The sequence below is a fragment of the Microbulbifer mixtoriginis (SeqCode) genome (assembly GCF_052466765.1).
Map to the genome: position 1 here is coordinate 4,672,859 of NZ_CP174289.1, position 15,276 is coordinate 4,688,134.

The 15,276-nt window shown below is 52.2% G+C and carries 12 protein-coding genes; 8 read left to right on the forward strand and 4 right to left on the reverse strand.

Features of this window, described 5'->3' with window-relative positions; all coding sequences use genetic code 11:
• Positions 1-76: 76 nt before the first annotated feature.
• The 4 genes from ACJJIV_RS20425 (at position 77) to cysB (ending at position 4,226) form a co-directional block, all read left to right on the forward strand.
• Entirely contained in the window at positions 77-1,366 is a 1,290-nt protein-coding gene (locus ACJJIV_RS20425; protein WP_444890163.1) for an NAD(P)/FAD-dependent oxidoreductase, read from the forward strand.
• Between the two features lie 87 nt (positions 1,367-1,453).
• Positions 1,454-2,134, forward strand: coding sequence for a TetR/AcrR family transcriptional regulator (locus tag ACJJIV_RS20430; RefSeq protein WP_252081818.1), 681 nt, complete (start codon positions 1,454-1,456; stop codon positions 2,132-2,134).
• Positions 2,134-3,045 (forward strand): 5'-nucleotidase, encoded by a 912-nt coding sequence (locus ACJJIV_RS20435; RefSeq protein ID WP_444890164.1) that lies wholly within the window; start codon positions 2,134-2,136, stop codon positions 3,043-3,045. Before ACJJIV_RS20430 ends, ACJJIV_RS20435 begins: the two co-directional genes overlap by 1 nt.
• Before the next feature lie 209 nt (positions 3,046-3,254).
• A complete protein-coding gene (cysB, locus tag ACJJIV_RS20440; protein ID WP_252081816.1) occupies positions 3,255-4,226 on the forward strand; it encodes an HTH-type transcriptional regulator CysB in 972 nt (323 codons plus the stop codon).
• A gap of 27 nt (positions 4,227-4,253) precedes the next feature.
• On the opposite strand, the gene ACJJIV_RS20445 is transcribed toward cysB, so the two are convergent.
• The 3 genes from ACJJIV_RS20445 to ppsR all read right to left on the reverse strand — a co-directional run bounded on the left by ACJJIV_RS20445 (position 4,254) and on the right by ppsR (position 6,962).
• The gene (locus tag ACJJIV_RS20445) at positions 4,254-4,550 is read right to left on the reverse strand and encodes a hypothetical protein (protein WP_444890165.1); all 297 of its coding nucleotides are present in this window, start codon (positions 4,548-4,550) and stop codon (positions 4,254-4,256) included.
• Between the two features lie 168 nt (positions 4,551-4,718).
• A complete protein-coding gene (gene pabB, locus ACJJIV_RS20450) occupies positions 4,719-6,050 on the reverse strand; it encodes an aminodeoxychorismate synthase component I (protein WP_252081814.1) in 1,332 nt (443 codons plus the stop codon).
• An 84-nt stretch (positions 6,051-6,134) separates the two neighbouring features.
• Positions 6,135-6,962 (reverse strand): phosphoenolpyruvate synthetase regulatory kinase/phosphorylase PpsR, encoded by an 828-nt coding sequence (ppsR, locus tag ACJJIV_RS20455; protein ID WP_252081813.1) that lies wholly within the window; start codon positions 6,960-6,962, stop codon positions 6,135-6,137.
• A 196-nt stretch (positions 6,963-7,158) separates the two neighbouring features.
• Here ppsR and ppsA point away from each other — a divergent pair, with 196 nt between their 5' ends.
• The 3 genes from ppsA to rraA all read left to right on the forward strand — a co-directional run bounded on the left by ppsA (position 7,159) and on the right by rraA (position 11,141).
• Positions 7,159-9,522, forward strand: coding sequence for a phosphoenolpyruvate synthase (gene ppsA / locus ACJJIV_RS20460; protein ID WP_444890166.1), 2,364 nt, complete (start codon positions 7,159-7,161; stop codon positions 9,520-9,522).
• A gap of 428 nt (positions 9,523-9,950) precedes the next feature.
• A complete protein-coding gene (locus ACJJIV_RS20465; RefSeq protein ID WP_252081811.1) occupies positions 9,951-10,520 on the forward strand; it encodes a L,D-transpeptidase in 570 nt (189 codons plus the stop codon).
• A gap of 141 nt (positions 10,521-10,661) precedes the next feature.
• A complete protein-coding gene (gene rraA / locus ACJJIV_RS20470) occupies positions 10,662-11,141 on the forward strand; it encodes a ribonuclease E activity regulator RraA (RefSeq protein ID WP_252081810.1) in 480 nt (159 codons plus the stop codon).
• A 96-nt stretch (positions 11,142-11,237) separates the two neighbouring features.
• Here the strand turns inward: rraA and ACJJIV_RS20475 are convergent, their stop codons facing one another.
• On the reverse strand, positions 11,238-12,674 hold the full coding sequence (locus ACJJIV_RS20475) for a di-heme oxidoredictase family protein (RefSeq protein WP_444890167.1): 1,437 nt from the start codon (positions 12,672-12,674) through the stop codon (positions 11,238-11,240).
• A 360-nt stretch (positions 12,675-13,034) separates the two neighbouring features.
• Between ACJJIV_RS20475 and ACJJIV_RS20480 the strand changes: the two genes are divergently transcribed.
• Positions 13,035-15,269 carry an acyl-CoA dehydrogenase gene (locus ACJJIV_RS20480; RefSeq protein WP_444890168.1) on the forward strand — a complete coding sequence of 745 codons (2,235 nt, stop codon included), beginning with the start codon at positions 13,035-13,037 and terminating at the stop codon, positions 15,267-15,269.
• Positions 15,270-15,276: the final 7 nt, after the last annotated feature.

Below are 15,276 nucleotides of genomic sequence, written 5' to 3' on the forward strand. Positions count from 1 at the left end.
ATTACCATTTTGCTATTCTCGGGGCCGAACTATTTCAGAGCTTCCCGCATACTCAACGCCTTGAAGGGCTGCATTGATGAAAACCACCTCTGGTTATACAGATTCTTACTACTCAGCAAGTGCCAATCCGCTTACCTCCTATCCCCAGCTGGATGGTGTCCGGGAGGTGGATGTTTGTGTGATTGGGGCCGGCTATACCGGGCTCTCCACAGCGTTGCATTTAGCGGAACGGGGCTACAAAGTGTCTGTCTTGGACGCGCAGCGTGTGGCATGGGGCGCATCTGGTCGCAATGGTGGACATGTTGGGGTTGGGCAGCGGCGCTGCCAAAGTGACTTGGAAGAAATGTTCGGTGTGGAGATTGCCAAGCGGTTTTGGCAATTTAGCCTTGAGGCGGTGCGGCTGGTAGAGCAGTTGATTGATAAGCATCAAATTAATTGCGACCTGAAGCGAGGGATTATGCATCTCGCAGCCAAACCCAGCCATGACAACTACCTGCGCAAGGAAGCCGAGCTTCTCCAGGAGCGTTATGGTTACTCGGGTGTGCGCTATGCCGATGAGCAGGAGGTGGGTGGCCTTGTAGGAACAAGGCGTTATTTAGGCGCGCAAATTGACAGTGGCTCCATGCACCTTCACCCATTGAACTATGGGCTTGGGTTAGCGGCGGCTTGTGTCAGAGCTGGGGTCGAGCTCTATGAGCACAGCAGAGTGACTAGCTACCGGGGAGGGAATTCCTGTACCGTCGAAACAGCCAAGGGGCAGATAAAGGCGGCTAAGGTTATATTGGCCTGCAATGGCTATCTCGGAAACTTGGAGCCGCGGCTGGCTGGCAAAATTATGCCAATCAATAATTTTGTTCTGGCCACTGAACCTCTGTCTGAGCCTGCTGCTCAAAAATTGATCGCCAATGATTATGCAGTGCAGGACACACTATTTGTTATCAACTACTGGAAGTTATCGGGAGATAACCGCCTGATTTTTGGTGGTGGTGAGAATTATACGGCCAGCTTTCCTGCAGATATACGCAAGTTTGTACGGAAAAAAATGCTGCAGGTGTATCCGCAGCTAAAGCAGACCCGAATTGATTATGGCTGGGGCGGCACTCTGGCGATCACTATGAATCGCATGCCGCATATGGGGCGCCTGGAGCCCAATATCTATTACAGTCAAGGTTACTCGGGCCACGGGGTGCCTACTGCAACCTTTGCGGGAAAACTGCTCGCTGAAGCAATTGCTGGCACTGAGGAGCGCTTTGACATCATGACGAAGATCCCAACAGAGACTTTTCCTGGTGGAACCCTTTTGCGTTGGCCGGGCCTGGTGCTGGGAATGCTTTACCACAGTTTGCTTGATAGGTTTGGGCATTGAAAGAGGTGAGGTGGCTGGACTGTTGCTGGTGAAATTGTCGACTCCTTTGGTGTTAAGATGCTGTGAGTTGCCATTAGGAAACCGATCTTGTCCAGTACCGAACAGCATAAGCGCAAAAGCCAATTAACCCCTCGCCGCGAGCCGGTCCAAGCCCGTGCACGGGCTCGAGCCCGGCAGATACTCGATGTCACCGGGAGGCTCCTGGAAGAGGTCGGGCTCGATGATCTCACTACTATCCTAATTGCGCGGAAGCTCGATATTTCAGTGGGCTCCCTCTACCATTATTTCCCCAATAAACATGCGATTCTCTATGCTATGGGCGAGCAGTGGCTCGCTAGTATCAGTGAGGCCATGGCTGAGCTGGCAGAGCTCGATCTCGAGCATATGACACTTGGGAGTTTTATTGATGAGTTTGTTGGGCGCCTTCTAGCTGTGTACCGTGAGCAGCGAGGACTGCTGCCATTGGCCCAAGCTATGTGGGGAATTCCCGAGTTGCACGAGCTGGATAAGAGCCATGACGAGCTGGTGATCGGGCACCTGGTGGATATGTTCCATCGCTTGGGCTTTACCTGCCCGCCCAATGAAATGAATCGCTTGGGTCGGCTCACACTGGAAAGCTGCCATGCGCTATTGCTGGTGATGGTTAACCAAGCAGAGGTGCGTGCTTACCGTACCCGTGAAGATTTACAGCAAATGCTTTTCACTCTGTTGAACCTCAGAGGAAGCGATAATAGTCCCGAGGGGCTCAGTGATGTGGAGGCGCCCTGATGGCCATGCGTCCGGACAAACTGGTAATCGCGATTTCTTCTCGGGCACTGTTCGACTTGAATGATAGCCATAAGGTTTTCGAGGAGCTGGGCCTGCAAGCTTTCTCGCGCTATCAAGTAGAGCGGGAGAATGATGTTTTGCAGAAAGGAGATGCCTTCCACCTGGTAGAGAAATTTCTAAAAATCAACGAGCAGCTTGAGGGGGAGCCCAGGGTCGAGGTCATCCTGCTTTCCCGTAACAGTGCTGATACAGGACTTAGGGTGTTTAACTCAATTGAGCACTATGGTCTGGATATTACCCGGGCTGCCTTTTGCAATGGTGAAAGCCCCTATCGCTATATCGGTCCATTTGGCTGTAATTTGTTTCTCTCGACTGATGGCTTGGATGTTCGTCGCGCCCTGGATCAGGGGGTTGCTGCGGCAACTCTGGTGGCTGGGGGTAACCGCGAGCAGCACGACGATGTTTTGCGCTTTGCCTTTGATGGTGATGCAGTAATCTTTTCTGATGAGGCTGAGCAGATTTTCAAGCGGGATGGGCTGGATGCCTTTACCCGTGCAGAGCGTGCCTCTGCACAGATGCCGCTGGGTGGGGGGCCTTTCAAGGGATTTCTTGAGGCTTTACAGACATTGCAGGCGGAATTTGGTTTAGAGAGCTGTCCAATACGCACCGCCCTGGTGACGGCAAGGTCTGCGCCAGCCCATGAGCGGGTAATACGCACGTTGCGTGCTTGGGACATCCGGGTAGATGAATCGGTATTTTTGGGGGGGCTTCCAAAGGGGGAGTTTCTGCGGGCATTCGGTGCTGATGTGTTCTTTGATGACCAGCCGGCGCACTGTGCCTCCGCAGCTGAGCATGTGGCTACAGGTCATGTGCCGCACGGAATTGCCAATATCGCAAATAGTGATGCCTGAGTATTTGAGCCCTTTCGGGGCCAATTAATGCTTGAAAGTCGATTGACACCCGCCGCTCTTCACTGGATATTCATCTGTCCGTTGGCCCCGGCTTCGATTGGCTGCTATTCTTTTCTCGCATAACTCAAGATGTTTTTTATAACTAACAATTTATATGTCAGAGTTGCACTCGTCCTGGGGCGGGGTGATTGATATTAAAGGGAGGACTTATGAAGCTGCAGCAGTTGCGATATATCTGGGAAGTGGCGCATCACGATCTCAACGTTTCTGCTACTGCGCAGAGCCTCTATACCTCCCAGCCGGGCATCAGCAAGCAGATTCGCCTACTGGAAGATGAGCTGGGGGTGGAAATCTTTGCCCGCAGCGGCAAGCACCTCACCAGGGTGACGCCAGCGGGGGAGGCGATCCTCAAGACCGCTGGCGAAATTATGCGCAAAGTGGAAAATATCAAGCAGGTTGCCCAGGAGTTCAGCAATGACAAGAAGGGCAGCTTGGCGGTTGCCACTACCCATACCCAGGCGCGGTATGCGCTGCCCCCGGTTATCAAGCTGTTTATTTCCCGTTACCCTGATGTATCGCTGCATATGCACCAGGGAACCCCCATGCAAATCTCGGAAATGGCAGCCGATGGTACTGCGGATTTCGCTATTGCTACCGAGGCACTAGAGCTTTTCAGTGATTTGGTGATGATGCCGGTTTATCGCTGGAATCGTTGTATTTTGGTGCCTAAAGATCATCCTCTCTGCCATGTCAGCAAGCTGAATCTTGAAGAGGTTGCAAAGTATCCAATCGTCACTTACGTGTTTGGCTTTACCGGCCGCTCAAAATTGGATGAGGCATTCCTGGAGAAAGGGCTTTCGCCTAAGGTCGTGTTTACCGCCGCGGATGCGGATGTTATTAAAACCTATGTGCGCCTGGGTCTCGGTATTGGCATAGTGGCGGATATGGCGGTGGATGGTGAGGATGAAGATTTAGTTGCCCTGGATGCCAGTGATTTGTTCGAGTCCAGTATTACCAAGATCGGCTTTCGCAAGGGAATATTCCTGCGAGGCTTTATGTATGATTTCATCCAACAGTTTGCTCCGCATCTCACCCGGGAATTGGTGGATCAAGCTGCGCATGCTACTTCCAGAGCTGAGGTAGATGCGCTATTTGCCGATACAGAGCTGCCGGTATATTAGTATTGCGGTGTAGCTGGCTGGCAGAGGCTAAGAGGCCTCTGCCTGTTGGATCAGGGGTTGTAAAACTTCCTTGGCAAATTTGAAGTAGACGGTATAGATCTCTGCTTCTTGCCCTTCACGCTCGACCACAAAGAATGGCGCTCGATCCACATTAAATTGCTGTGCAATTTGCATCCCGGCACTTTGCGGGTCGCGCACGTCAGCTATCAAGGTTTGATCGATAAATTTGAGTTGTTCGTTCACTTCCAGTTTTTCCTGCACATCCCGGCATTTGGCGCAGGGTGAGCCATCGGCGAGTACTTTTTTGACTAGTGTGATCTTCACAATAAATTCCTTGATCCAGTTAAGCGCTGAAATTGGCACTACTGGCATTGAATCTATCAGATGGCCTAATAACTTTGAAATATCAATCCTAGATAGTTCTATAACCAAAATGCTGTAGTAAGACTACAGAAAAGCCCGGCAGGCAGTGATTTTTGACGGGCTGGGTGATCAATTCAGGAATTGCTCTGCGGTTTCAAGAAGTAAGCGCACTTTGGCCAGGCACTCCTTGTACTCTGCTGTCGGGTCAGAGTCGGCGACTATGCCTCCACCGGCAGCACAGGTAATGCGCCCATTACTGGCGCTAAAGGTACGAATGGCGATGTTGGTATCGGCGCGGCCGCAGCTACTGATATAGCCGATGCTGCCGCAATAGATACCCCTGGGGCTGGCTTCCAGCTCGCGAATGACCTCCATAGAGCGGCGTTTGGGGGCACCGGTGATGGAGCCTCCGGGAAAACAGGCCGCTAACAGGTCGCTGTAAGCTGAGTCCTCATGCATCTCTCCTGTCACTACGCTGACCAAGTGGTGAACATTGGCAAAGCTAGCCAGCTGGAATAGCTCCGGCACCCTCACGCTGCCACTGCGGCATAACTTGCTGAAATCGTTGCGCAGCAAATCCACGATCATCAGGTTTTCTGCGCGATCTTTAGGGCTTCTCTGCAGGGTAAATGCCGCACGCTGGTCCTCTACCGGATCAGCTACTCTGGCGGCGGTGCCCTTGATGGGCTCGGTGCGCAAGCTACTGCCATCGGCACGAATAAAGCGCTCTGGCGATAGGCTCAGCAAGCTGCCCTGGGGCATTTCCATAAATGCTGAAAATGGCCCTGCCACGCGTCGACGCAATGCCAGGTAGGCCCCAAAGAGATCGCCCTCGTAGGGGGCGCTGAAGCGTTGGGTAAAGTTTGCCTGGTAGACATCTCCCGCTGCGATATATTCGAGGATTCGCGCAATGCGCTCCTCATAGTCAGCAACACTGAGTTCGTGGGCAAATGGTGCTAAAAGGCGAAACCCCTCGGGATCCTGCTCTCGCTCCCAGTGCACCGATTTAAAACGATCGATTAGCTCTTGTACCTGCCTGGCTGGGCAGGCAGGATGAAAAACCAGATGGCAGGAGCCCAGCTGGTGATCTGCAATAAAAGCCCAGCTATAGAGCCCAAAAAAGCCTGCCGGTAGGTCCGTAGGTCGGGTATCCGCCGGCAAAAAGTTACCGCCGGTGCCCAGTTCATAACCGGCAAAACCGATGATTCCACCGCAAAATGGCAGTTGCGAGTCCCGCTCCTGAGGGCACAGCTCACGACTTAGGTCATCTACCCGAGTGAAAGGCTCGCTGCTATCTGCTGCCAGTTCCAGCGCGTTAAGAGGGTCGGCACTGATAATATCGTAGCGACCTCCGCTGCTGAGAGGCCGGCCGCTATCGAGCCATACCGGCACAGGTAGATCCGCAATTGCCTGGAAGGCTGCTGCAGAATTGAGTGAATAGGGCAGGGAGACTATTTGCATATCAAAACACGGCAGTCTGGAAGACGGCGCACACTACACACTTTGTCGCGGCGTGAAAAGGGCGCCTGGCTTTTTGGTCATCCCTTAGTCAATTCTTCGCTCGATGCCGGCCTGGGACATCAGGCGCGTAGCGAGCTCCTCCACGGATAGCTGGGTGGCATTGAGGAAGGGCACTTGCGCCCGCCTTAGCATCTGTTCGACTTGGCGCACCTCAAATTCGCACTGCCCTATAGAAGCGTAGCGGCTATTGGCGCGTCTTTCCTGTCGAATCTGCATCAAGCGTTTGGGATCTATGGTGAGACCGAAGAGTTTGCGCTGGAAGGGGCGCAGAATCTTGGGCAGGGTGGTGGAGTCCATATCCTCTTCGGTGATGGGATAGTTGGCCGCGCGCAGTCCAAATTGCAGGGCTAAATATAGGCAGGTGGGGGTTTTGCCGGAGCGGGAGACGCCGAGCAATATGACATCCGCTTGCTCAAATTCACTGATGCGGCGCCCGTCGTCGTTATCGATAGCAAAATGCACCGCATCAATGCGTTCGCTATAGCGGCGATTATCGGCAATGCCGTGGGAGACATTAACGGTCTGTGCAGGATCGCGCCCAAATAAATTGGCCAGAGGTGTCAGGTAATTCTCGAAGATATCCAGCATTAAAGCGGGGCTTTGGTGCAATTGATCGCGAATCTGGTCAGAAACGATGCTGGTAATAATGATGGGCTGCAGACCGGATTCCTGGGCAGCGCTCTCTATACGCTGGAGAGCCTGCTGGACCTTTTCGGTAGAGTCAATATAAGGCAGAGTCACCTGCTCGACATGCTGGTCCTGAAACTGTGCCAATAGGCTGTGGCCAATGCCCTCTACAGTGAGGCCGGTTCCATCGGAAATAAAAAAAGCGGTGCGTTTGTCTTTTGCCATGCTGCGTCTCTGTCTGTTGGCGGGACTTTTTAGTGGCCGCTAGTATAGGGGTGGTGGGCTTAAAGGTCTTATTTTCTGAGAGCTAAGCAAGCTTGTAGAAAATTTACAACATATTGACCGTTTTTCCTGGGCTATTTTTTACAAGACTCATCCTTATAATCAGCGCCCAACAAACCTGATTTCAGAGGGCCTTCACTTGACGAATTTCACCATCGACTTTGCAAAACTGGGAATGGATGATGTCGACAAAGTCGGCGGTAAAAACGCATCGCTCGGCGAGATGATTTCATCTCTGGCCGGCGCTGGTGTGAGTGTACCGGGCGGCTTTGCGACCACAGCGGAGGCTTTTCGGGCTTTCCTAGCCCATGAGCAGTTAGAGCAGCGTATCGCCGAGCGGCTGAAAGGACTCGATGTCGGTGATGTTACTGAGTTAGCCAAAGCCGGCGATGAAATTCGCAATTGGATCATACAGACCCCATTTCCTGCACAGCTGGAAAAAGATATCCGCGATGGTTATGAAGCTTTGGGTGGTGGTGAGACAGCTGTTGCTGTGCGTTCCTCCGCGACTGCTGAAGATTTACCGGATGCTTCTTTCGCAGGCCAGCAGGAGACCTTCCTGAATATCCGTGGTATAGATGCGGTTCTGATTGCGGTTAAAGAAGTATTTGCCTCTCTCTATAACGACCGTGCCATCGCCTACCGTGTACATACAGGCTACGCGGATGTAGGTGTAGCTCTGTCGGCTGGTATTCAGCACATGGTGCGCAGTGAGACTGGCGCGGCCGGTGTAATGTTTACCTTGGATACTGAGAGTGGATTCCGTGATGTGATCTTTATCACTGCGGCCTTCGGTCTGGGTGAGACTGTTGTACAGGGTGCTGTGAATCCTGACGAGTTCTATCTCTACAAGCCGGCTTTGGATGCCGGGCGCCCAGCTATCCTACGTCGCAATCGCGGTAGTAAAGCCATCAAAATGGTTTACGACGAAAGCGGCGATTGCGGGCGCTCAGTAAAAACCGTTGAGGTTGCAGAAGAAGATCGCCAGCGTTTTGCTCTCAATGATGAAGAGCTGACCAGCCTGGCAATTCAGGCCCGTAAAATCGAAGAGCACTACGGTCGTCCGATGGATATCGAGTGGGCCAAAGACGGTGATACCGGTAAGCTATTTATCGTACAAGCGCGCCCGGAGACCGTACGCTCCCGCGATCAGGGTACCAGCATTGAGCGTTACAGCCTGCAGGAACGCGGTGAAGTACTGTGTGAGGGGCGCGCGATTGGTCAGCGTATCGGTGCCGGCCGCGTTCGCAAGCTGAAGTCCGTCCAAGATATGGCAGCTATGCAGGACGGTGAGGTCCTGGTGACCGATATGACCGACCCGGATTGGGAACCGGTGTTGAAAAAGGCGAGCGCAATTGTTACCAACCGCGGCGGCCGTACTTGTCACGCGGCGATTATTGCCCGTGAATTGGGGATTCCCGCAGTGGTTGGCTGTGGAAACGCCACCGAGTTATTGGAAGACGGTACTCCCGTCACCGTCTCTTGTGCCGAAGGCGATACCGGCTTCGTAATGTCCGGCGAGTTGGACTTCCAGCGTGAAGAAACTGAAGTTTCCGAAATGCCGGATCTGCCTTTCAAAATCATGCTCAATGTGGGCAATCCAGATCGCGCTTTTGCCTTTAGCCACTTGCCCAATCAGGGAGTTGGCCTGGCGCGCTTGGAATTTATCCTGAATCGCATGATTGGGATTCACCCGAAAGCCCTGCTTGAGCTGGATAGCCTCCCGGATGACTTGCAACAGAATATCCGCGAGCGCATAGGCGGTTACGCCTCCCCGGAAGACTTTATTGTTGAGAAACTGGTAGAAGGTATCGCTACCCTGGCCGCGGCCTTTGCACCTAATCGTGTAATCGTGCGTCTATCAGACTTTAAGTCCAACGAATACGCACACCTGGTTGGTGGCCAACTATACGAACCCAGCGAAGAGAACCCGATGCTCGGCTTCCGTGGTGCGGCTCGCTACCGCTCTGAAGATTTCCGCCAGTGTTTCGCCCTGGAATGTCGTGCACTGAAGAAAGTACGTGACGAGATGGGGCTGACCAATGTGGAGATCATGGTACCCTTCGTGCGAACTCCGGAAGAGGCAGAAGAGGTTGTCGGTCTGCTCGCCGAGAACGGTCTGCGCCGCGGCGAGGCTGGTCTCAAGGTCATTATGATGTGCGAACTGCCATCCAATGCCCTGCTGGCAGAAGAGTTCCTGCAGCATTTTGATGGCTTCTCAATCGGTTCTAATGACTTGACCCAGCTTACCCTGGGTCTTGATCGGGATTCCGGTCTGGTGGCCGACCTGTTCGACGAGCGTAACCCGGCAGTGAAGGCTCTGCTGTCCCGCGCCATCCAGGCCTGCAAAAAAGCTGGTAAATATGTAGGCATCTGCGGTCAGGGACCTTCTGACCACAAAGACTTCGCCCGCTGGTTGATGGATGAGGGAATCGACAGTGTTTCCCTGAACCCGGATACCGCTGTAGATACCTGGCTATTCCTAGCTAACGAAGAAGCCTAATTTCCTTTCTAAGCGGCCCTTTTGGGCCGCTTTTCCTATCTAAGCGCCCCTCCAGCGACTGTGGTTTTTTTTCCTAATTCATTGCGTGTTTGCCCAAAAATTAGACTTCTGTTGCCGCTTCTCTCGATAACTTCGGAATTTATCCTGCTATTTCTGTGTGAGATTTACAGATCACACGCTACCGAAAAAATTCAAAACTCTATGGCTTGCCTTCAGAGATAAGAATTCATTCTAAGGCTTACCACCAGCCTCAATAAAATCGGAAGAGTCCTGAGGCAGCGCGTAGATAGAAAACAGAGCGCAATTTGCTTTGGTGCTGATTCACCTGCAGGGGTAAATCCTCCGGTGTAGAAGTTTGAGTGGTATCGGTTGGGCTGTTTTCCTTTCCGCCCACTTTGGCAGAGCAGAGAAAGTTGTTGAGGTGAGCTATGCATACGAGCAGACAGTTACAGATCCCAATATTACATATTTTTCTGATGTTGTGTCTCTTGGCACTAATCGCGGTTCCCCCTGCAATGGCAAAGCCCCGCGGTGGTAACTGGTTTGATGATCGCGCTGCGGCTAGGGGAGGAGGCGCCTCAATCAGGATTGACTTGAGTGAACAGCGCGCTTACCTCTACAAAGGCGGTAAGTTGGTCGGGGTATCCAGAATTTCCTCCGGTAAGCGGGGTTATAGTACGCGGCCAGGACACTTCCGGGTATTGTCCAAGCACCCGCATCATCGCTCTTCGATCTACGGTAGTTATGTAGATAGGCGCACAGGACGGGTGGTGAGGTCCAATGTAAATACTCGTAAACATCGTCGCCCCGCCGGTACTGTGTATCGTGGTGCAAAAATGAATAACTATATTCGCTTCAACGGCGGGATCGGTCTGCATGCTTCTGGCCATGTGCCCAGACACCCTGCCTCGCATGGTTGTGTGCGTATGCCTCCGCACATGGCTAGAAAGTTTTATCGCCATGTACGTGTAGGTACTCCGGTGCGTGTTACGCACTAAAACCTGAAAACGATTTTGTAGCAGCGAAGCCTTGGCCGGGTATTATCTATAGGGATGATACCCGGTATTTATTTGTCAGCCTGCCACCAGAGTGACACTATCGCTATCATCATTTTTTACGGAATGATTGCGAGAGGACTTATGCCAATTTCTACCCCCGATTTGTGTGATGACCACGGTGATGCAGTGCAAGTGGTTGAGCCGATGTTTATTAATTACGGAGGCCGTGAGAGCTTTGGCGGTCAAATCGTAACTATTAAGTGTTTTGAGGATAACTCGCTGGTGCGGGAGTTAGTGGCGGAACCGGGAAAAGGAAAGGTTCTGGTAGTCGATGCGGGTGGTTCAATGCGTCGCGCTTGTCTTGGCGATATGCTCGCCGATAAAGCGGTAGCCAATGGCTGGGAAGGCATAGTGATGTATGGCTGCATCCGCGATGTTGACCAGATTGGGGCGCTAGATTTAGGCGTTCAGGCCCTGGGTACACACCCAATGAAAACGGAGAAAAAAGGTATTGGTGAGCGGGATTTGGCAGTGACTTTTGGAGGGGTGACTTTTCGACCTGGAGAATATCTGTATGGGGATAACAACGGAATCATTGTTGCGCAAGAAGCACTAGTGTGAACCCCACTTTTCAATTACACAGCTTTCACAAAAGTTTGTAAATAAAAATGCCCGCTGGCAACTTTGTTGCCGCGGACATCGTTCATGAAGAGCTGCCTATCGATTGTGTAAATCTGAAACTGGATCCTTGGGCATGCGCAGAGACATCAGAAAATAAAGGATCTTGTTCTTGTCTTCGTCACTCAGATTTTGGAAGTTTTCTGCGGCGTAGCCGGCATCACTTCCAGGATTATCGTGTAACAAGATGGCTTCTACCAAGGTGAGTGCGCGCCCATCGTGCATATAGGGAGCTGTGTCAGCAACTCCCCAAAGGCGTGCGGTGATAAATTCCCTGTTTTGCACCTCATCCTGGAAAAAGGCGGTTTCAGCTAGTGCTATGCCCATGTCATAGCGCTTGAGATCAGAGAACATTTCGACCTCAATTCCCGCTCCAAAAATGGATTTAAAAACCGTGGGGGGCTTGCTTAGATCCACGTGATAGAAAGTATCTTCAAATGGTGCCTCCGGGGAGCCCGTTAGCTTAAAGGGCAAGGTCCTCCGCTCAGTGGTCATTACGGGACGATGGCAGTCGGCACAGCCTACCTCGTGGAACAATTTGCGACCCCGGTTATTTTTGCCGGATTCTATTTGGAAGGGGCGGTCCAGGGTGGCAATGAAAATACTGATCGCGGATAGATCACCGACAGAAATTTCGTTGGTCACGCCGTCATTGTCTTCGTCGGCTTCTGCCCCGCCAAACTTTTCTATTGCCTGCATCCCCATGTGAAAAGAAAGGGCGTTCAAGGAGAATTCGCGGGCTGAGGCATTATCGCCTTTCCTGCCAAACGGGCGTACCACAAGGTCGGCATCGACGCCTTCCACATTGCTGGTGTCCAGGTTGCCATCCTCATCGACAAAAATACTGCCAAAATTAACGGATTTAGTATCCAGACTGACAACAGTTCCAGGGTTGTCTAAGGCGTATTGTTTGAGGCGCTGAAGGTCAGCGGTCATTTCTCTGGCGACTAGTTCAATCCCTCCAGAGCCAAATAAGAATAGGGGGTTGATTAGGCGGCCATCGTATTCCGCAGTCCCATCGAAGCTTTCGTCAATGACATCGATATTTACCGGACGCAGCATTGCGCTGGTACTAAAACCGCCACCGCCGCCAATACCCATGGTGGCCGGCACAGTTCTATTGCTGACGATACTGTGACATTCCAGGCAGTTCTGAGAGTCGAGTCCATTGACTCGCAGGAAGGTACCATTGCCCTGTAATGTCGGCCGGTTACCGCCATCCGCGGAGTGGTTATCAGGCTGGGATTCATCGTGTGCACCATCCCCGTAGCCATCGTAGCGATTAAAGGGGGTGCTGAAAATGAGCATCCCGGCCTGGCGAATTTCATCCAGGCTCAGTTCACCTTCAACAATTTGTCCCTGGGTAATTCTGTCTTCCGGGGCCAGCCGGGGGCCTTCACCCACCAGATTGGCGAAGAGCAGGCTGGGGGTTAAAAGTCCGACACCGGCAAGCGAGTTCACAAGAGTCTGCTTCATACGAGCATCCTAATTCAATGCTTTCTATCAACTGATCCAGAGCTTCATTTGCGGCGTCCATTCCATCTCTCTAAATATAGGTAGTATTTCCCAGGAATATCGCGACAACTGGCGCTTCATACATCTTATTGATGTATAAATTTCAGGTTCTCTTGGGCGTCTAGTTACTAGGGGGCTCTCCCCGCACAAAATGTTGTGTCAGGAGTACTGAGTGAACGCTTGTGAGTTTTCAGTTTGGGAAGGGATCTTACTGAAACTCTTCAACCGCATTCGTTGCCTATCATTATTTTTTGAAATAGCACCATGGCTAGTGGTAATTGGCGGGGTAGTGCACCGCTAGGGATACTGCGGAAGGTAAAAATGAGCGAGTTGCGCAAGAAATTCTTTACCAAACCCCTATTGAATATCATAAAGAGGATTTTACCGCCAATATCTCAAACGGAACGGGAGGCAATGGAGGCTGGAGAGGTTTGGTGGGATGCTCAGCTACTCTCCGGTAAACCGGACTGGAAGCAGCTACTCGATATGGGACCGCCAGAGCTGAATGAGGAGGAACAGGCTTTTCTCGATGGGCCTGCCGAAGAGCTCTGTAAAATGATCAATGATTGGCAGATCAGTTTTGTCGATCACGATATCCCAGAGCATGTTTGGGAGTTTCTGCGTAAAAATCGTTTCTTCGGCATCATCATTCCCAAAAAATATGGTGGTCTCGGCTTTTCCCCTACTGCGCATGCAGAAATAGTCACCAAAATTTCTACGCGGAGTAACACCGTCGGCGTCACTGTGATGGTGCCCAATTCCCTCGGGCCGGGAGAATTGCTGCTCGCTCATGGCACCCAGGAGCAAAAAGACTATTATCTACCCCGGCTTGCCGATGGCACGGATATTCCCTGTTTCGGCCTCACCAGCCCCCAGGCGGGCTCCGATGCGGCATCCATGATTGACCGCGGAGAGGTCTGTTACGGTGATCATCAGGGGGAAAAGGTCCTGGGGATGCGTGTCAACTGGCACAAGCGGTATATCACCCTGGGGCCTATTGCCACGGTCTTGGGGCTCGCCTTTAAGTTGTACGACCCGGAGCATATTCTCGGCGATAAAGAGGAGCTGGGAATTACCGTGGCACTGGTTCCTACTGATACAGAAGGCGTGACTATTGGTCAACGCCATCTCCCGGCGATGCAGGCCTTCCAAAATGGTCCCAACTGGGGAAAAGATGTCTTTATCCCTATGGAGTGGATTATTGGAGGTCAGGAGAATGTCGGCAAAGGCTGGGAAATGTTGATGAGCGCCTTGGCTGCCGGGCGTGGCATCTCGCTTCCCTCGCTCTCTACGGGCGGTGCCAAGATGGCGGCGAGGACCACTGGTGCCTATGCGCGTATCCGCGAGCAATTCAATATTCCTGTAGGGCGTTTTGAAGGGGTGCAAAGTCGGCTGGCGGAGATCGCCGCTATCGCTTTCGTGCTAGATAGCGCCCATAAGACAACCACCAGGGCATTGGATGATGGACTTAAGCCGGCGGTAATCACCGCAATTATGAAAGCCAATGCAACAGGGGGGCTGCGCCAGGCTATTGATGACGCCATGGATATTCATGCCGGTAAAGCCATCATGGATGGCCCACTAAATTACCTGGGTAATGCCTATCGTGCGGTACCCGTGGCGATAACGGTAGAAGGGGCCAATTTATTGACCCGCAGCTTAATGATCTTTGGTCAGGGTGCTATTCGCTGCCACCCTTACATACTTGATGAAATGCTCGCTGCTGAAAATCCCGATGAAGAGGAGGGGCTGGAGCAACTGGATCATTTACTCCCCAAGCATATGTGGTTCCAGTTCAAGACACTATTGCGAGGAGTATTTCATGGTTGGACCGTGGGGCTCTTTGCCAGCAGCCCTCGTAATGTTGGAGGCGCGGCCAAGTATTTTCGTCAGATCAATCGCTACTCGGCTGTGCTAACACTGGTGACAGAGGTCTCGCTGATCACCTTGGGCGGTGAGTTAAAAAGAAAAGAGCTGATATCCTCCCGGCTCGGCGATGTGCTCAGCCAGCTTTATCTGTTGAGCTGTACTCTCAAGCGTTTCTATGATGATGGCAATCCCAAAGATGATTTACCGTTGCTGGAATTCGCCATGCGCGATGGTTTGCATAAAATCGAAGTTCAGTTGTTGGAAGTTTTTCAGAATTTCCCGCGCTCATTTTTTGGACAGTTGATGCATTTTCTGACTATGCCCTGGGGGCATAGTATCCATACTGCTTCAGATCGACAGGCGCGAGCATGTGCCGAGTTGCTGTTGAGTCCCTCCAAAACCCGAGACCGTTTGACCCGTGGTGTTTTCCTTGGCAATCCTGGCGATGGAGTTGAAATTGTCGAGCAGGCCTTCAACAAGGTATGTGCCTCTGAGCGTGCACGAGAGAAGTTAAAAAAGGGGGGTATTCGCACCCTAAGTCGCGAGTCGGTGGAAGAGGGGTTGCAACGTAATCTCATTAGTGATGAAGAAGCGGGTGCTCTTCGTGACGCAGCTGATGCAGTGGATAAGGCTATCCAGGTCGACCACTTTGATCATTTGGCCAGGGTGGTGGGAAAAATCCAATAGCCTTGTG